Below are 18,680 nucleotides of genomic sequence, written 5' to 3'. Positions count from 1 at the left end.
CAAGAACTTTCTGCCTCAAAAGGCTTTATCTCAATCAAGTTCAGCACTTGCAGACCCCACCGGTCCTTGCACTCGTTGCCTCGAGGGAAAAGATGTTTATCGTAAGGTTGCGGCTCACGCAGGACGAAAGCCTTTGGGTAGGAGTTGAAGGTACGATGAATGCACAATCCGGTTTCCAAACATACGAGACGAGGCTGACCAGAGTTGAAGAACAGTTGAGGCGTGAATTCGCGCATGATGTGATCCGGGAATTTGGTCCCATTCTGGCGCCTTACGGATTCACCGACTCGGGATGGAGCCACGACCCGGAACTGGATATGATTCAGGTTTTCTTCGAGGATCCACAGCGCCGACACGCGGTCCAGATTGACTGCAACCTGCGAGACGGTTCCTTCACCTCCAACTATTGTCGCAACGAGGCGGATTGGGAGATATGTGGAGAGGGGAAGGCCAAAAGCTTCGCCGCACTGAAGGACTCTATTCGCCGTTGGATCGAGGCCAATTGTGAGGAATGCTGCCTGAACTGTGCGACCGGTAAAGAAGTTTGGGAAGAAGACGAATACGCTTTGGTCCCCTGCTCTCGTTGTGACGACACCGGCAAAATCAGGAAGCTGTCGCCTTGACGAGTGCGTCGGGAGGACCCTTTGCCCTACCTTGTATGTAAGCTAACTTTTTGCAATTGCTACTCTCGTCGTGATATTATGGGCGTCGCTGTTCATTTACTGAGCCATTGATATCCCATGTTTCCATCATAATTGGGAAATTCCATACGGTCTTTATAACGTTGACGTGAACGGGGAGGGCTGTTTCATGGAAAAGATTTGGCTTGGAGCGTACACCCCTGGGGTTCCCGAAACGCTGGCATTCCAAGATGTCACGTTGCAGGAGGCGCTTGGAAAAACCGCTTCCCGGTTTCCCTCGAAACCTGCGCTGATTTTCCTAGGCAAGGTAGTAACATTTCGGGAGCTGGACGAAATGGCCACCAGATTCGCCTCGGCCCTGGAATCGCTGGGGGTCAAACCGGGAGACCGGGTGGCCCTTCTGCTGCCCAATCTCATACAAACCGTGGTAGGCTTTTTTGGGATTTTCCGCGCAGGAGCCATCGCGGTCCCGAACAATCCTCTGTACACGGACCGCGAGCTTGAGCATCAATTCAACGACTCAGGATCGAAACTCCTTTTGTGCCTCGATACCCTTGTCCCTAGAATGGTAAAACTGAGGGAGAGGACTGCCATCCAAAAGATCGTTTCATGCCACATTCGAGACTACCTCCCCTTTCCGCTCAAACAGTTGTTCCCTTTTCTCAAGAAAGACCTGCATCTGAAAACGCCCCCCGGAAAGGACCTGTACGAGTTCACGGACCTTATTGCAGACCCCAAACCTAGCTTCCGGGACCATAAGTCGGACCAAGAGGACACCGCGGTGTTGATATACACCGGCGGAACAACGGGTTTGTCAAAGGGAGTTCAGCTCACTCAGCGAAATCTCACCGCAAACTGCCAGCAACTGCGGGCCTGGACCCCTGCCTTTGCGGACGGTGAGGAATCCATCCTTGGCGTTCTTCCGCTTTTCCATTGTTATGCCTTGCAGGCAGTCATGAACATGGGAGTGCTTCATGGCTGGTGCGTGGTTCTGATACCGAAGCCCGAGGTCAAAGCGTGCCTGGACGCGGTGGACAAGTATAAGGTCTCGTTCATACCCGGCGTCCCCACGCTTTTCAACGCGATGATAAATTACCCCAAGATCCGCAAGTACAGCCTCGCGTCGATCAAAGGATGCTTTTCAGCCGCTGCTCCCTTGCCTATGGAGACCATTCGCGGCTTCCAGGACCTGACAGGGATTCTAATCTCTGAAGCGTACGGGCTGACGGAGGCCGCGCCGGCTACGCACTCCATACCCATTGGAGGAAAGGTAAAGCCTGGTTGCATCGGGGTGCCGCTTCCCAGCACGGATGCCAAGCTGGTAGACCCTGACGATTACACCCGAGAAATCACGGCAATCGGCGAACCCGGAGAACTGTGCGTCACAGGCCCTCAAATAATGAAAGGATATATAAACAGGCCTGATGAGACCGAAGCCGTGCTCAAAGATGGCTGGCTGCTCACTGGCGACATGGCCACAGTTGACGAGGAAGGATATTTCACTATCGTCGATCGCAAAAAGGACATGGTAATTACCGGTGGGTTCAATGTTTATCCTCGCGAAATAGACGAAGTGCTTTTTGCCCATCCCAAGATCCGGGAAGCCTGCGCCATCGGAGTGCCGGACAGCCATTCCGGCGAGCGCGTCAAGGCTTTCGTGGTTTTGAAAGAGGGTCAGACGGCCACAGCAGAGGAAATCGTCGATTATTGTCGGGAAAAACTCACAAAATACAAGGTCCCTAAATATATAGAGTTCGTGGACGATCTGCCCAAAAGCGCCGTGGGAAAAATATTGCGCAAAGAACTGCGGCGCATGGAAATGGCCAAGAAGTGATGCAGGCGTTTCACACGGCATTGTAAGAGGAATTGCGGAATGACAACATTAAAGCATGGAGACAAAGCGCCCGGTTTTCAGCTAATCGACCAGCACGGAAAGACAGTGAAGCTGTCCGATTTCAAGGGAAAGAAGCTGCTGGTATATTTCTATCCCAAGGCTGACACACCCGGCTGCACGAAACAGGCTTGCAGCGTCAGAGATGCCGCGCCGGATTTTGCCTCGATCGGGATTGCCGCGGTCGGCATCAGCCCTGACAGGCCGGAAAAACAGTTGAAGTTCGACGAGAAACATGGGCTGGGCTTCCCGCTACTGTCGGACGCCGACCATTCGGTGGCTCGCGCTTACGGCGTGTGGGGCGAGAAGAAGATGTACGGCAAGTCCTATGAGGGCATCATTCGCTCTTCATTCCTGATTGACGAGAAAGGGAAGATCATTGAGGTATGGTACAAGGTCAGTCCGGCAGACACGGTTCCGAATGCAAAGAAGGCGCTGACAGCCTCGAAAACGACATAATGTCTTGACACAACAACACGAAAACCTTCCAACGAAAACCCAAGCCTCCGTCAAAAAACGCGGTTCGCCTGCCCGTGAAATTGCCCTGGACGTGCTTGAAAATGTACGACTGGGAAAATACGCCGAACATGCTTTGTCGGACCGACTTCGCGGGGAAAACCTCAAGCTGGAAGACCGAGCACTTGCAACGGAGCTGGTATATGGGGTGCTCAGGTGGCGTGATCGCCTGGACGCGGTAATTAACCGATGCCTGGAACGCCCGCAGGACAGGCTTCCCCATCGGGTTCGGCAAGTTCTCCGGTTGGCAATTTATCAGATAGTCTTCCTCAACCGCGTTCCGGATCATGCCGCGGTCGACCAGGCGGTCATTCAGGCCGGTCGGAGGTCCGGCAAGCGAACCGGAGCGTTTGTTAACGCGGTCCTCAGAAATGTCATCCGCAGACTGGATTCCGTTGATCCGCCCCCTGTCAAAGATTCGGCTTCGCTGGCCGCGTACTATTCGCATCCTCTGTGGCTGGTAGAGCGATGGGTTAAGGAATTCGATAACGAGGTCACGAAGATGATACTCGTCCACAACAATTCCAGGGCCCACGTTGTTCTCAGGGTCAACAATATCAAAACACCGCGTGAAGAACTTGCAGAGTTGTTAAGCCGACACGGGGTGGCTGTTCGCGCGGTGAACGAGATGGCCGACGCTCTGGTATTAAAGTCCGGCAGCGGCGAGGTCGGGGCATTGCCCGGCTATGACGAGGGCTTGTTTGCAGTGCAGGACCTTGCGTCTCAGATGGTCGCTCCCCTGCTAGGGGCAGAACCGCAGGAACGAATCCTTGACGCTTGCGCGGCCCCTGGAGGCAAAACCGCGCATTTGGCGGCATTGACAGGAAACAAGGCGCGAATCGTGGCCGTGGATTCAAGCGCGGCGCGGCTGCAAGAGACTGACCTGAACTTGCGACGGCTCGGTGTGACTTCAGTGGAAATGGTCCGCGGCGACTCAACTGCACGCGACTTTGTTGCCGGACTCGGAGGTTTCGATCGCGTGCTGCTGGACGCACCGTGTTCCAACCTGGGGGTGCTCCGGCACAATCCCGAAGTGAAGTATCGAACCCTGCCTGAACATCTGAAGGAACTTGCCGAGCGACAGCTCCGGTTGCTCATTTCCACCGCCGCGGTCGTCAAGCCGGGAGGCACGCTCCTGTACTCTGTCTGCACCATCACCCCCGAAGAAACCACGGAAATTATCGACCGTTTTTTGGCTGACCACCCGGATTTCACATTGGCTCCCATAGAACAAAGTGAAGTGCCCCGCGCCGGGCTGATTGATGGTCGCGGTTTCCTCCGAACGTTTCCGCCGCCTCTCGAAGAACCCCTGGATGGTTTTTTCGCAGCGCGTATCCATCGTTTGTGAGAGCCGCAAATTGTATCTGGCGCCAAGAATATTGCCCTAATCCGGACACAGTTGGCCGCCCCACGAAATATCTCAGTTTTCGGCCATGTCAGCAGGCAAACCGAAATCACGGCGGGCACAGCCCGCCCTACAGGAGGCGTGTCGTCCAATCGTAGGGCGGGCTGTGCCCGCCGATTGTACGCGTCAGCGATAGTCGTGACTGATACCAACTTTCATGGCGGAAAGCGCCACAACGAATTATGAAAACGCTTGTAGCACCGTCCCGCGCTGAACGCGGGATTGCCGGTTGCATTCGAGGCGTTTTCATAGGAATGCGCTTTGGTACGTTGAACATGGCGGATATCCCGCGTCCCGCGGGACCACCACCACATTATCGTAGCGGCCGGGGTCCCTGCCGGCCATTAGCTGTGTGACTTCCTTGAACGCGCATTGGTGCAAGTCACTTCCTTGAACGCGAATCGGCATGGCACTGTCTTTGGCCATTGGCATCGGTTCGACAACGTGCGAAAAAATTACACGCGCGGTTCCTTCAAAAAAAGGTTGACTGCGAAGAAATTTTGCGCGGCGAGGACCTCTGAGGATGGTAGATCGCGTAAAAAATGCCTGAAATTAACTACCTAAATAATTGGCACAGTAGTTGCTACTCTTATTTATCGAACAACGACTCCTAACCATACCCTCTTAGCAATCCTCCAACTTAGGATTGCTTTTTTTTTGCCTGCCTTGGCCGAACGCGTCGCTTTTGCCTGCAGTCACGGTAATCACGCCATAGTTCTTGATGAGTTTGGACCAGTTTGCCACGAGTACTCCGACAATAAGGTCCAACGTGTCTATCGCTATGTCTACAGGACCGAGTTTGCGAAAGACCTCGCCCAGCCACTCGCGCAAGTTTCCCCGGACCTGTCTGTTTCGCAACAAGGCTACGGACTTGTTCTCGAAGCGACTGCAATTCGTCGGTTTGCCGCGGACACGACCAAGAGCGTATCTGACCAGCCCAAAAGGGTAAGAAGTATAGAGCCGATCATCATGAAGCACCGATACGGGCGCCATCCCATACTTCGCCAGATACGCATTCACCGCCTGAGGCGTGAAGAGCCACAAATGCCTCGGAATATCTTCCGTACAAGAATGCCTCATGCCCGGCGCGCCAAAATTGGGGACCACAAATACAAAGCAACCGTTCGGTCTCAAGAGCGCCGACACCTTTTCGAAGAACGCCGACGGTTTCCTTACATGCTCCAGCATCGCCCAGGCGGTAATCACGTCGTAATACCCCTTAGGAAGCTTCATTTGAAGGAAATCACCGACTCGTATCGTCACGGGGTGAGGGGTGTTCCAGTCCAGGAGGTCCACTCCTTCCACATCCCACCCTTTCTTGGCTGCCTGAGCAATGAAATCCCCGCGACCGCACCCAATGTCCAGCAGCCTGCCACCGGACTCTCCCGGGAGGAGCTTAATCATTCGGCTGTACAGGAACTCCAGGTTCTCTTTATCTTTGAGATAGTCCTCGGGATAGAGCAACGGTATGGATTCTGTTTTGGGCATGGGATTGACAAAAGCCATGCCGCATCCACACTCCACCAGGTGGTACTCTGCACGGCTAACCGGGTCCATCCGGGAGTAAAGAACGGTCTGTTCGTCGGATCCGCATAAATCGCACGTGACGTACTCGGTTTCAACTGATCGAGAGTTCATGGAGAGGGCTTAGCAAAGGTCAGCCAAAAAGTGAAGTGCTTCTACCAATGCGCGGTGAAACAAGTGACAATGGGTGAAGCCGGCACCCGCGTATCTCCGAAGCGAGGTGAGGCTACGCGGTTTACGGCACAGAAGCCCTGCACAGGCAGACACAAGGACAACCTATTAATCTTACTCATATAAAATAGTATTGGCACTCGCTCGGAAATGCCCGAACGCCAAAAAAACTTGTAGAAGATTTGTTGCCTTTTCAAGACGCTTTTAATAGGATTTTTTTGGGGCGGATAGGACCGCCGGAATCTGGGTCATTAAGCCAGAGAGATCAATGACAGGAATCCTCGGGGGAAACTGTGTGCGGCAATATTTTGCTGCGGATTCCTCTCCGGCGAACAGGGTGGAGTGACACGTAGCCATTCAGTTGTCAGCGGCGAAAGACTGTCATTGCGAGTGCAGCGAAGCAATCTCAGCGCTCAAAGGCAGAGATTGCTTTCCCGCGGGACGCGGGATTTCACTCCCCGCAATGACAGAGAACGGCAAATTCCCCCGCGTAACTGAATGTTTACAGTGACACCCAGATGACTGTTGACCAACGCGGTAAAAAATGGAATATCACAAAGCTTCCGCCGCGTAAAAAAAGTCGGCTCAAGGAGACCACATAATGGAGCTTACGGAAGCCATAGTGAACGAAGCCCATGAAGAGATCATAGAGATCACCCTTACCGGTGATGAAGATGAATGGCGCGAGATCGCTCAAGTGCTCAAAGAATCGGATTCCGACCTTGCTACGGAGGTGGGCTTGAAGATCAAAGAAGCTGTTCGAAATGCCGGTCGATAGAGGTTCGTACTTGACGGAATTGCCGATCTAGCGGTTACTTCTATGCAACCTTGCGGCCGGCCGCCGGCAAGCTACTCATGCAATAAGGAATTTCCCGCGCCGGAGGCTGAGCCTTCCTGGGCTTTAACGGGACCGGGAGACTGCTGCCTTCACCCGTCAATAGCGGACCCGAGCAACTCCCCAAGAATTGTACCTGCCTCATAAGAACTTCTGACCAATGGCCCTGACACCACTTTTCGGATACCCGCGTCGCAGGCAGCCTCTCGCAATGCCTCGAACTCCCGTGGATCGAGAAATTTTTTGACTGGGAAGTGGCCGGGTGTCGGCTGAAGGTATTGGCCAATTGTCAGAAGCGCGCATCCCGATCGGGCCAGGTCGTGGAAAAGCTCTATCAGCTCTTCCCGAGTCTCTCCCAAACCTACCATGATGCCTGATTTAGTGATTATATCAGGTGCGCGTTGGCTGACGCGTTCCAGGAGCTGCAGCGACCTCACGTACGAAGCCTTTTGCCTTACCATCGGGTACAGTCGCCGAACTGTTTCCAGGTTGTGGTTAATCACATCGGGCCTGGAATCTATGACAGCCTGAAGCGCGGATCCGGAACCCTGGAAATCCGGGATCAGTATTTCGATGGTCGTTGCGGGCGCTGACGCCCGAATTGCACGCACCGTGTCGGCAAACACCGAAGCCCCGCCATCGGCTAAATCATCGCGTGTTACGGACGTAACAACCGCGTGCTTCAGTCCGAGTGACGCCACAGACCCAGCCAATCGAGCCGGTTCATCCGCAGCGACCGGAGAAGGGGGCCCGTGCGTTACAGCGCAGAAAGAGCAATTGCGAGTGCACTTGTCCCCCAGAATGAGAAATGTCGCTGTGCCGTTTTCAGAGCAGCGCGCTTTATTGGGACAGCGCGCTTCCCTGCAAACCGTGGCCAGGCCCTTCGCATAGGTTCGGGAGTGAATCCTGGACGCTGCGGATGCTTCGGGAAGAGTAGTTCTGATCCACTGAGGAAGCCTCGGGTGACCCGACACAGTTGTTCTCCTGATCTCGGTTCGCGTTCAAATGCGTATATAGCTGTTGCGGGGAATTTTGTCTATTCCCCTCCGACGACCGCGGGCCAGGGCTCCGGCTGGAGTGCCCCTCTCCCGGAGGGCATAGACGCCAACTTTGTTTCTGAATCCCGTCCGTCCGGGCGGGACGGAACCAAGGTAGCCCGGCGATTCAGAAACTGTCTCAGAATTGGAGAGCGGAGGATTTCTCATGTAGGGGCGCTTCGAGAAGCGCCCTGATTTCGGGCGGTTCACGAACCGCCCCTACCGGTGCCATCGCAGAATCCTCGATTCTGAGACAGTTTCTTCATCGCCGGGAAAGCGGTCAAAGAGACCCGTGGTCCTAGAGGGACGGCCGAAGAAGTTATTGAGGACGCTTACCGAGCGGTCGTCCCTACCGGGACTAAAGAGTTTTTTGATTTGTGCCTGAGCCGGCGACAAATCGCCGGCCTACTCTTCCCGCGTTCCGCGGGATTCCTCCGGAACGCTGGGGAGGACGACCTTTAAGTGAACGCCTATGCTCCCCGAGGGAGAGAGGACTTGAAAGCGGCTCCCAGACGGCTCCCTCTCCCCATGGGAGAGGGTTGGGGTGAGGGCGAAACGCAAGCGAGCCCCAACGGTGCCACGGTTTGGGCTTCCCTTAGTAAAGCCGGCCAAGCCAAAGGCATTGAGTTGATAGGCAAACGGATCTGCCCCAAGCGGCTCGGAAACGTGTGGGAAGCATTCGCCTGCGGACAGCGGGCTAGCATCACGACAGCTTTTTAATTGGAAGGATTGGGCGAAAACGTGGGGGGTCCCCAAAAATAAAGACCGTCTCCGGTAAGGTATCAAGGGGGGGGAGTCATGATACAAAAGGAGGACGGCCTTTCGTATCTTAAAATACGATGGGCCCGTACAAATGTCAACCCCTGCGATCAAAAAACGCAAGGGCGACACTCGACTCCCAGGCCTTGGATACCAACCGGGTCCACAATTCATCATATAGAGCGACTGCGGGTTGTCAAGGTATAAATGTGGGTTAGCTTTTGGGTATCCAAAACACCTTATTTTAGAATTCCGCCGCGGCCACAACGGCAGTCGGTCCTCTCCGTTACAGACCGCAACAGCCCGTTGTGATAACCTTTCTCATCGTGTATCATCGCACGAAAAGGTCTCGCTAACATTATCGGTCGTGAGAGCAGGAAAGTTACGTCCGCGTAGTCATTCATTCCCTTTGGGACGTGCTGCCCGGGAAGGCAACCCTTCGTTCCGCGTGGGGTCGCCGCACCGGCCGAGGACACCGGGGAGTGTAAGACCGCGCGCAGGCGCCTTCACTTTTTCTCTGCGCCCTAATCTGGTGAAATGGCATTCCGAAACCTTTCCGGCATCGCGGTGTAACTAAACAGATGCTTTTGGGCATTTGATGTCGCGGTCCGCTTTGGTCGCCTGTCAAGGCGTTAAGTCCGAACAATGAGGTCAGCAAATGTCGCGTACATATTCCATTGGAGTGATTCCGGGTGACGGCACCGGTCCAGAGGTAGTCCGGGAAGGTCGAAAAGTCTTAACCGTGGCGGCCAATCTGCACGGCTTTTCACTGGATTTTGTCAACTTTGACCTCGGAGGCGACCGTTACTTGAGAACAGGGGAAACTCTCCCCGATTCGGTGCTGGAAGACCTCGGGAAAATGGACGCGATTTATCTCGGCGCAATAGGCCATCCGGGAGTTACTCCTGGAATCCTGGAAAAAGGGATTTTACTGAGGCTCCGTTTCGAGTTGGACCAATACATTAATCTCAGGCCGGTGAAACTCTATCCAGGGGTAGAGACGCCTCTGAAGGACAAGGGGCCCGATGAGGTCGATTTCCTGGTAGTTCGGGAAAACACTGAGGGCTTTTACGTAGGATCAGGGGGTTTTTTAAAAAAGGGCACGCGCGATGAAATAGCTATACAGGAATCCATTAACACACGAAAAGGCGTTGAACGCCTGCTAAGGTATTCGTTCGAAGCGGCCCGGGCCAGAGGGAAAAGCAGGAAGCTGACGCTCTGCGGCAAGACCAATGTCCTTACGTACGCTTGGGACCTGTGGATGAGAACTTTTCAGGAGCTGTCGAGCGAATATCCGGACGTTACAACAGATTACGCGCACGTGGATGCCATCTGTATGTGGATGGTGAAGAACCCTGAATGGTTTGACGTTATTGCCACGGATAATATGTTCGGTGACATCATCACCGATCTGGGGGCCATGATACAGGGGGGGATGGGTATTGCCGCGGGAGGAAACATAAACCCTCAGGGCGTCTCGATGTTTGAGCCGATAGGAGGATCAGCCCCCAAATACACCGGGAAAAATGTGATAAACCCGATGGCCGCGATTTCTGCCGGGGGGCTCATGCTGGAAACGCTTGGCGAGCGGGAAGCCGCGCGGGCCATTGAAGAGGCTGTAGTAAAGGTCTTGTCAAGCAACTTGAAAAGCCTCGAAGCGGGTCGTATGGGCTATTCCACCTCTGAAGTGGGGGATCTCGTGGCGGGCTATTTGGTCTGACGCGCACCGGGGCATGAAGGTTTTTGATCTGCGTCCGGGCGGATTGAGAAACAGCCTATGAATCCGGTTTGCGGTTAAAAAGCCAATCATACCTCCGAAGGGACCCGATCCGGAGGCCCGGCAAACTGGCAAAATCCCTTCTTTCTCCATTCACGAAGGTTGGAGCGGGGGGATTTGACGACATTGGCCTCCGTAGCCTGGATTTCCGAAGTAAAATCTATGGACGCCTGCCTGCCCGAAGCATTCCCCCGCAAATTGACTTTTCGCAAACGCCGTATGCTATAGTAATTTTAAGGCGTTTTCGTTTCAGACATCGACCACGCAAATGTCTCATCCATAGCGGAGGACCTCTTTGAGCACACTCACATTGATTGCCATGGCAGCTGCACGGACCAATTAGAGGTTAAATCAAACAACAATCTATGAGCAACGACCTGGTTCCTAAAATAAGAATCCTTCCTATGGGGGGGCTTGGGGAGATCGGCCTGAATATGATGGTCGTGATCTTCGGGGAAGACGCGTTCATAATCGATGCCGGGCTCATGTTTCCGGACGAGTCCATGCCGGGCGTGGACATTGTTATTCCCGATCTGGACTCGATCCTGGACAAGGGCTGGAACATCCTCGGCATAGTGCTTACTCACGGCCATGAAGACCACATCGGCGCGTTGCCTTATGTGCTCAAGAAAATTCCCGTGCCCGTTTATGCCACGAATCTGACTATGGGTCTTGTGGAGTATAAGCTCGAAGAATTCGATCTGTTGGCCGGCACGATCAGGCACACAATCTCGACCGAACAACCACTCCAACTCGGACCTTTTCAGATTGATTTCTTTGCCATGTGTCACTCCATTGCGGACGCGATCGGATTGGCTATAACCACGCCCGGCGGGGTGTTGGTTCATTCCGGGGACTTCAAGCTGGATCCCACGCCCGTGGATGGAAGGCTTTGCGACCTGGAAAAGGTGGCGACATATGCACGCAAAGGGGTTTTGGCTCTCTTTTCGGACAGCACAAACGTCGAAAGGAAGGGGAGCACGCGCTCGGAAAGTACGATTCGCCCCGCGTTTGAAAGCATTTTCAAGGATGCCCGCGGGCGAATCCTGATTGCTACCTTTTCCTCAAATATTCATCGGGTTCAGCAGATGCTGGAGCTTGCCGAAGAGTTCGGCCGCAAGGTGGTGCTCGTAGGAAGATCCATGGCGGCCAATACGAGGATCGCCTCTGAAAGAGGATACTTGCAAATTCCTCGCGACATCCTGGTCGATATGAAATATCTGGAGAGTCTACCTGACGAAAAGGTCACGGTTCTGTCTACCGGTTCTCAAGGGGAACCTATGAGCGCCTTGTCGCTGATGGCCTTTGATCGCCACAAATATTTGAAGGTCAAGCCGGGAGATGTCATTGTCATGTCCTCCCGTTTCATACCCGGCAACGAAAAGGCGATAAATCATATCATTAATGAGTTTTCGCGTCGGGGAGCCCGCGTCCTCTACGAAAAGGTCTCGGATGTTCATGTTTCGGGGCACGCGAGCGAAGAAGAGCTACGCTATCTGATCCGGTTGGTGCATCCCAGGTACTTTATTCCTGTACACGGGGAGTACCGGCATCTTTTGAGACATGCGGCTATTGCCATTGAAGAAGGAATTCCAGCGGACCGAGTTCTGGTGGCTCAAAACGGGGACCTCGTCGAATTTTCCGAAGAAAACGCGAGCGTGGTCGACCAGCTTGACGTGGGGCGAGTCTTCGTTCACGGCAAAGGCGTTGGCGACATAGTTCACGATGTGCTGCGAGACCGTCGTTTGCTATCGGAGGTTGGGCTGGTAACCGTGGCTCTGGCTATTGCAAAGGAGTCCGGTAAGCTCGTATCAGGTCCTGATCTGTCCTCTTTGGGTGTGACTTTCGAGGAGGTCGAACAGGAACTTCTGGACAGCGTCCGCGCTGTGTTGATGGATCGCCTGGCCGAACTGAATCCACGGACACTCGAGGACTGGGAGGCATCGAGGCAAGACATCAGATTGGTTGTGCGCAGGCAGATAAATCGTATTCTTGGCCGCAAACCAATTGTCAGCACTGTTATCCTGCACGTGTGAATGAGGTTGTTGTGGAGTTGCCACCGTTCTGGCGCAGGTAAGGGCCGAACCTCCCTGTCACAATTCCTTTCAAAGTCATGAATAATTCCGGCCTACAAAAACCATGGCCGGGGTGGCCCCGGATTGGTGAAACGGTCCAGTCTCTGACGGGATCGCTTGTCCCAAAAGGCCCTTCCGCGGTGGTTCAGGTTTCTCGCCTGTCTATTAACGGTTACGGACACTCTGTTCACCACCACCAAGTCATTTGAGATACCGGTCACTTTTTTTGAATTTCTTTCATTTTGTGCTCCTCCGGCAAAATCCTGTCAAAGCGGAACGATTTTCCTTGCAATCGGTCGGCGGTTGGATTAGGTCTTATCCAGCGCCGACCAATGATGCCGAGCGGGGACGAGGTACCCTGTGGCTGCGCGTTATTGATCGGGCAGAGGTATTTTGCGGCGCCTGTGCATTTGGCTGGGATTTTTCTTGACAAGCCGCTCAGACGCGTGCTACGGTGACGAAAATTTCGGTTATAACAGCTCTTGTATTGGAGTATGCTTCGTTTAAGGAGGGTTTAGGATGAAGAAGTTGTTGCTTATGATGGTGGTGCTGGCGGGCTGCCTGGCCCTGGTAGGAACTGCATTTGCGGCAGGGCCGGCTAGCTGCGCGCCCGTGTGCAAACCCCCGGTTATGAAACCGGCAAAGTGCCCCCCGTCGATTGCCATCCCGGAGATCGTAGAGAAAAAGGTTACGCCGGAAGCGGTGCTTTGCAAAGGCGCAACCAAAGGCAAGACCAAACTTTGTGGACCCTGCGCTCCCACGATTAAATGGGCTGTTTCCTGGAAGACCGCCGAGTTGGGTGCCACAAAAACCTGTAAGTACATGATCGTAAAGAAGGGCAAGCTGATCAAGGAGCCCAAGCCTGCGAAAGAGCCGGCATTCTGCTGGTAAGAAAGTATTCGTCATCGGAGAGTGACTGCAGTTCGTGCTGGTGCTAGACTGCTGCGGACTCCAGCCTCCAAGATGTGAATGAACATATGACAGAGGTCCCTCATGTCGAAGGGGGACCTCTTGCCGTTTCTAAGGCATTTAAGTGGGGCCGGGCGGAAAGTTGGGACGACCCGAGACCACGAAAGTTGCGTTCCCAATCCTCATCCGCCATACAACTGCGGATGAGCGAAACACACGCTACTCATTTCCCCATTCTTCCGACACGGAATGACGGGCAGGACTAACCGTGCTCCACCCGCTCCATAGGGTGCTCCTCTCAATGTCTTTTCAGACGTATAACTTACGGGGAGATCGTAATTTGCAGAACGCCGTTTTCGGCCCCAACCAAAGCGAGCGCCAGTTCTCTTCCACTACCGTCGAATCAAACCTGCCTCCGCGTGTAAGTAATGTCGGGACGCCTTTGGCCCCGGATAGTCCGATACGTGAGAATGGCGGCCAGAATGGCAGAGATTCCCAACCACGCGCAGCCCGTGACCAGCTTGTGATCAATAAAGGAGAAATCCGAGCTTATGCCGGAGAGCAATAAATGCAAAACGACCAGACCAATAGCGACGCATACGAGCGCAAAGTAGAAATGGTCCAAAAAGACTTTTATTGATTGCATCTTTGGTCTGCGGGAAGTAATGGCTTTGGTAGCTAATTTTCAATGTTTCAGTCAAGAATGTCAAGGGCTACCCTGTGCGCCGGGAACGCTTGGAGGACCTCGCTCCGTTACAATCGGCAGCGAGGCCGCTATACTAATGCCCTTTTAGAGGGGTAAACTGCGAGGGGAACCTTCTTGCCGCGTGTTACCGCGTAAATCGTATTGGAGGAATCGTGCGAGATAACCCTGTTTGGCCCAACGACGATTCTGAGTTGGAAGTGCCTTTACTGGATCTGAGGCCAATCCATCAGCCGCTGGCCGGCCGGATGAGAGAAGCAGTTGTCAGGGTTCTGGAGAGCAATCGGTTTATCGGCGGACCTGAGCTGGAAGCCTTCGAGAACGAAACAGCGGCGTATTGCGGCGCGAAATATGCTTTGGGGGTGTCGTCAGGCACTGATGCCATTATCGTTTCACTAATGGCACTGGACATAAGCTATGGAGACGAAGTCATCGTGCCGAGTTTCACCTTTTTTGCGACCGCCGGGTCGGTTCATCGTGTGGGGGCCAAACCGGTTTTTTGCGACATCAGTCCCGACACTTTCAATATGGACCCCACAAAACTTGAGGCATTGATCACCGCGAGAACCAAGGCGATTATCCCGGTTCACCTGTTTGGACAGTGCGCGGACATGGACGCGATCCTGGACGTGGCTCGGCGGCATTCGCTAAAGGTCATAGAGGACGCGGCTCAAGCCATGGGCGCGCGGTACCGAGACAGCATGGCCGGAAGCATGGGGGACACGGGTTGCTTTTCTTTCTTTCCGTCAAAGAATTTGGGAGGAATCGGAGATGGCGGCTTGGTGACCACAAACGACGCGGATCTTGCAGCGGCCATCAGGAGCCTGAGAGACCATGGCGCGCAGCGCAGGTACTACCACTCCAGAGTGGGCGGGAATTTCCGGCTGGACGCAATTCAAGCAGCGGCACTGCGGGTGAAGCTCCCCGCTCTCGAGGATTGGCATGACCAGAGGCGGCGTAATGCTGCCTTCTACAAGGAGGCGCTCTCAGACCTTCAAGAAGCGGGGCACTTGAGGCTCCCTGTGGAAGCGCCTTATGCAAGCCACGTGTTCAACCAATTTGTGATTAGGGTAAAGCAACGAGATCGGCTTCAGAAACATCTCATGGCCAATCGAATCGGCGAGGCTGTGTACTATCCGGTTCCGCTGCATTTGCAGGATTGCTTCTCGGACTTGGGCGTGAAGGAGGGAGCATTGCCTGAAAGCGAAGCAGCGTCCCGTGAGGTCCTTGCCCTCCCTATTTTCCCCGGCCTCACCGACCGGCAAACCGCGAAGGTTGTCCGCTGCCTGAGGGACTTTTATTTGTCGGCGAGCTGATGTTCATACCTGGTACCAATGCGCTTTTGCACGATCAGCCTTGAGAAAACAGTTGCTTGCCGACCCCGGCAGATCTCCCCGGCTGGCAACGGGACAGCTTGGCTTAGCCTCGGAGATTTACCAAAGTGGGCTCATTCATTGTTACTTCTTTGACCGCGCATTGATATAATGTGGCTTCAAAAAGGGAATTTTCCGGAACCGACATCTCTATATATTTCCGCAGGCCGCGAGACCGCAGCGATTGCCACGCGATCAGGGTTAACCCGTGAAAATTGAGATAAGAAATCGATTCACCCGCGAGATAGCTCTGAGTGGAGAAGCAGACTCCCTCAAAGCCTTTTTCCGTACCTTTGTGAGGTCCGGGGCTGATATTTCGGGGCTGGATCTTCCGGGAGCGAACCTTGCCGGGCTCAACCTCTCGAAGGTCAATCTCTCCGGATCCAACCTGTCGGGAGCTAACCTTACCAAGGCAGACCTGTCCGAAGCGGATTTGGCCGGGTGCAATTTGACCAGAACCATTCTTACGGGCGCAATCCTCAAGAAGGTGGATCTTACTGAAGCCAACCTAACCGGGGTGGACCTTACAGGAGCGAGCATGGAGGGAGCAAGTTTGGTAAACGCCGATCTGTATTGGTCAGCCCTTTCCGGGGTTGATCTCACCCGTGCTGATTTGTCCCAGACGAACCTGTCCAAGAGCAACCTCATAGTCGCGACCCTGGTGGAAGCCGATCTGTTTTGGGCGGATCTGGCTGGGACTAACCTCACTATGGCCAATCTTACCGCCGCGACCTTGACCGTAGCCAATCTTTCCCGGGCCTGTCTCACAATGGCTGATCTGTCAAACGCGATCCTGGCGGGTGCGGACCTCACCGGGGCTGATCTGAGCGAGGCAAATCTCACCGGGGCCGATGTTAACGAAGCCAACCTTGCGGGAACGAACCTCACCGGCGCCAATCTCACGGGCGTAGACCTCTCGAAGGCCAAAAAATAGCTGGAGAAGCAGTTTGTTGCACCGGCGGCCAAATCCCAATGGAGATGCCTGTTATTGCGGCAAGACGATTTGCCTCCCCGTTCGTTTATGGGTTGCCGAAATCCTTATCCGGTTGGGCGCAGAGCCTTAGCGGAAAGAAGTCTATTTCCCCCAGCGCCTTTGACAACAACCGTGATTCGGCGGGCGCGGCCCGCCCTACGGGAAACGTCGCCTCCTATCGTAGGCGGGCCGTGCCCGCCGAACGAGGTAAGCACCGACAACTTCGATTGGACGCGTTTTTGGACATTTCCTTTGGTGATCGATGTAACAGCGGATCCGGCTGAGCTTAGGATCTTTCCCTGGCGCGGCCTATTATTGAGTTATACAGAGCGATTCCCACCAGGAAGTCAGCCAACAGGATTACTATGTCAGCAAAGGTGGTTTCCAGGAGCCAGCCCACGGGGCTGTCCCACGGCTTGATCTTGACAAAGCCGTGAAGCGTGGCGGACAGGGAAAAGTCGGTCATAAGAATAATGCCCAAGAAGGCCAGAAATCCGTTTAGCAACAAACCCCAGACCGCGGTGCTTCTGTAAAGGAACAATATGCCCACCACCACCAAGTCGAGTGCGGTCCCAATATTGGCCACCAGGTGCATTCCTCCTTCACTGGGCGGGTGAATCCTGTAATGCAGCATGGTTCCGCCGATCGCAAGGCCGAGTAAGGCCGTCCACAGGAGACGCTGCTGTGTATTCATGACATCCTCGCTAGAATTTTGCTAGATAACCCAGCAAGAACATGAGGCAAATTGACACGACATGCACAATTATCCATCCACGCTTAGGATACATCAAGTGTTGGAGCATATCTTTCACCTCCCGAGAAATGCGGCTGTCAGCCGACCCGCAGCGTACACGGCAGCCATTCCGACGAAGTGAACGAGCCACCATCGGAAGCTCAAAAACCTCCATTCCTTTTTCACGCTGTCACCTCCTGTTACGTAATTCAGGAAAAGGCGAAGTATATTGGGAAGTTGTATATATCAAACGCGGCCAATATACCAAAAGCCAACAAAGTATATCCCATTGCCCACCAAAAAATGGCGGTCCCCACAATATGGCATTATAGCAATTGCCGAAAATAATGTCCGTTGTGATTCGACGGCTCCCTTACCATTGCTGCTTTGCTCACCCGTCGTTCCCGCGAAAGCGGGAACCCAGGGAATCTCGCGAGACGCGGGACTGGATTCCTGCCTCCGCAGGAATGACGGAATGTAGACCTCCCGAATCGGACAAAAATTTTGGCAACTACTATTTAACTTGATTTTTTTGTGGTGGATGCCACTGCCGGCTTCATCTTGACTCGCCTCGTAGTCTGCGGCGCCAATAGGCTGCCCTACGTTTGTAGTCCCAGGCTTGGTGTCATCCCCCGTAGGGCGGCCTATTGGCCGCCGTTGACTCAGGCGCCACTGAGGCTTCATTCCGCGAAAACTTTTGAGAATCACTATGGACACTAAGCCGCTGCAAGGGGAACAGGGCACCAACAATAGAGTTTTTGTTATCGCCCCGCGTTTTGGCGCCGGATGTAATCCCGCACCGCCAAGCTTACGAATTGGGAAAAAGGGACATCTCCTCTGTTCTCGTCAATTGCCTCGATTACACTAACCGGGAAATTAACCGCCTTGAGCCTCATAATTTCTTTGGCTTCCGAACTGACCGTCACGGATTCCGCTTCGCGGGCTTTGTCTCGAACTTTGACTCCGAACTCAAGAGGCTGTTGGGATTTCTCAACGAAATTCCTTTGCAGCACTTGGAATTCTTCGTCGGTCAGGGACAAATGGCCGAAGCCCACAAGGTGTTGTCCGGTGGCCTCATCTTCTTTAGCCCAATCAATTTTGGCGTGGCACGTTATTCTTTTGGTTCCGCGGTCAAGCACCAGCCTCAGCTTGACGTTCTGGCCCTCGCCGAAGTGCGTGAATTCGCTCGCCTCCACAAAGGAGGCCACCTGAATACCGTATTGGTACGCCAGATCCGAGTTTATGATTGGTGGAGTGGAAGCTATTCGCGAATGGACCGCGCCGTCAATGTGTTTGTATTCCATGTTCGGCCTCCTGTCCGGCAACAGTTCGGTCAACAGAGCAATTTACAGCGATGA

Annotated in this window: 16 protein-coding genes; 10 read left to right on the top strand and 6 right to left on the bottom strand. The window is 54.0% G+C overall.

Annotation, left to right across the window (positions count from 1 at the left end; translation table 11 throughout):
• Positions 1 to 92: 92 nt before the first annotated feature.
• The 4 genes from HY913_23220 to rsmB all read left to right on the top strand — a co-directional run bounded on the left by HY913_23220 (position 93) and on the right by rsmB (position 4,396).
• On the top strand, positions 93 to 623 hold the full coding sequence (locus HY913_23220; GenBank protein MBI4966209.1) for a hypothetical protein: 531 nt from the start codon (positions 93 to 95) through the stop codon (positions 621 to 623).
• 187 nt (positions 624 to 810) lie between these two features.
• A complete protein-coding gene (locus HY913_23215; protein ID MBI4966208.1) occupies positions 811 to 2,475 on the top strand; it encodes a long-chain fatty acid--CoA ligase in 1,665 nt (554 codons plus the stop codon).
• Between the two features lie 39 nt (positions 2,476 to 2,514).
• Positions 2,515 to 2,991 (top strand): thioredoxin-dependent thiol peroxidase, encoded by a 477-nt coding sequence (bcp, locus tag HY913_23210; protein ID MBI4966207.1) that lies wholly within the window; start codon positions 2,515 to 2,517, stop codon positions 2,989 to 2,991.
• Between the two features lie 4 nt (positions 2,992 to 2,995).
• Positions 2,996 to 4,396 carry a 16S rRNA (cytosine(967)-C(5))-methyltransferase RsmB gene (gene rsmB / locus HY913_23205; protein ID MBI4966206.1) on the top strand — a complete coding sequence of 467 codons (1,401 nt, stop codon included), beginning with the start codon at positions 2,996 to 2,998 and terminating at the stop codon, positions 4,394 to 4,396.
• A 303-nt stretch (positions 4,397 to 4,699) separates the two neighbouring features.
• Here the strand turns inward: rsmB and HY913_23200 are convergent, their stop codons facing one another.
• Both HY913_23200 and HY913_23195 read right to left on the bottom strand, forming a co-directional pair.
• Complete coding sequence (locus HY913_23200) at positions 4,700 to 4,879, bottom strand: hypothetical protein (protein MBI4966205.1); 180 nt, start codon at positions 4,877 to 4,879, stop codon at positions 4,700 to 4,702.
• Positions 4,880 to 5,077: 198 nt separating this feature from the next.
• Positions 5,078 to 6,091, bottom strand: a complete 1,014-nt coding sequence (locus HY913_23195; protein ID MBI4966204.1) for a class I SAM-dependent methyltransferase — start codon at positions 6,089 to 6,091, stop codon at positions 5,078 to 5,080.
• A 658-nt stretch (positions 6,092 to 6,749) separates the two neighbouring features.
• Between HY913_23195 and HY913_23190 the strand changes: the two genes are divergently transcribed.
• Positions 6,750 to 6,926, top strand: a complete 177-nt coding sequence (locus tag HY913_23190) for a hypothetical protein (GenBank protein ID MBI4966203.1) — start codon at positions 6,750 to 6,752, stop codon at positions 6,924 to 6,926.
• A gap of 149 nt (positions 6,927 to 7,075) precedes the next feature.
• Here the strand turns inward: HY913_23190 and lipA are convergent, their stop codons facing one another.
• Entirely contained in the window at positions 7,076 to 7,972 is an 897-nt protein-coding gene (lipA, locus tag HY913_23185; GenBank protein MBI4966202.1) for a lipoyl synthase, read from the bottom strand.
• A gap of 1,465 nt (positions 7,973 to 9,437) precedes the next feature.
• Here lipA and HY913_23180 point away from each other — a divergent pair.
• The 3 genes from HY913_23180 to HY913_23170 all read left to right on the top strand — a co-directional run bounded on the left by HY913_23180 (position 9,438) and on the right by HY913_23170 (position 13,522).
• Entirely contained in the window at positions 9,438 to 10,499 is a 1,062-nt protein-coding gene (locus HY913_23180; GenBank protein MBI4966201.1) for a 3-isopropylmalate dehydrogenase, read from the top strand.
• Positions 10,500 to 10,921: 422 nt separating this feature from the next.
• A complete protein-coding gene (locus tag HY913_23175; GenBank protein ID MBI4966200.1) occupies positions 10,922 to 12,592 on the top strand; it encodes a ribonuclease J in 1,671 nt (556 codons plus the stop codon).
• A gap of 558 nt (positions 12,593 to 13,150) precedes the next feature.
• Positions 13,151 to 13,522 (top strand): hypothetical protein, encoded by a 372-nt coding sequence (locus HY913_23170; GenBank protein ID MBI4966199.1) that lies wholly within the window; start codon positions 13,151 to 13,153, stop codon positions 13,520 to 13,522.
• 421 nt (positions 13,523 to 13,943) lie between these two features.
• On the opposite strand, the gene HY913_23165 is transcribed toward HY913_23170, so the two are convergent.
• Entirely contained in the window at positions 13,944 to 14,186 is a 243-nt protein-coding gene (locus HY913_23165; protein MBI4966198.1) for a hypothetical protein, read from the bottom strand.
• Between the two features lie 251 nt (positions 14,187 to 14,437).
• On the opposite strand from HY913_23165, the gene HY913_23160 reads away from it, so the two are divergent.
• Positions 14,438 to 15,559: a DegT/DnrJ/EryC1/StrS family aminotransferase gene (locus tag HY913_23160; GenBank protein MBI4966197.1), complete on the top strand. Its 1,122-nt coding sequence runs from the start codon at positions 14,438 to 14,440 to the stop codon at positions 15,557 to 15,559.
• 265 nt (positions 15,560 to 15,824) lie between these two features.
• Positions 15,825 to 16,550 carry a pentapeptide repeat-containing protein gene (locus HY913_23155; GenBank protein MBI4966196.1) on the top strand — a complete coding sequence of 242 codons (726 nt, stop codon included), beginning with the start codon at positions 15,825 to 15,827 and terminating at the stop codon, positions 16,548 to 16,550.
• Between the two features lie 325 nt (positions 16,551 to 16,875).
• On the opposite strand, the gene HY913_23150 is transcribed toward HY913_23155, so the two are convergent.
• The gene (locus HY913_23150) at positions 16,876 to 17,283 is read right to left on the bottom strand and encodes a hypothetical protein (GenBank protein MBI4966195.1); all 408 of its coding nucleotides are present in this window, start codon (positions 17,281 to 17,283) and stop codon (positions 16,876 to 16,878) included.
• An 800-nt stretch (positions 17,284 to 18,083) separates the two neighbouring features.
• Positions 18,084 to 18,626, bottom strand: a complete 543-nt coding sequence (locus HY913_23145) for a hypothetical protein (protein ID MBI4966194.1) — start codon at positions 18,624 to 18,626, stop codon at positions 18,084 to 18,086.
• Positions 18,627 to 18,680: the final 54 nt, after the last annotated feature.

Origin of the sequence: Desulfomonile tiedjei, assembly GCA_016212925.1 — a bacterium.
In the GTDB taxonomy this organism is placed as follows: Bacteria; Desulfobacterota; Desulfomonilia; order Desulfomonilales; family Desulfomonilaceae; genus JACRDF01.
The sequence above is the reverse complement of the archived record's forward strand: the minus strand, read 5'-3'. Positions and strand labels throughout refer to the sequence as shown.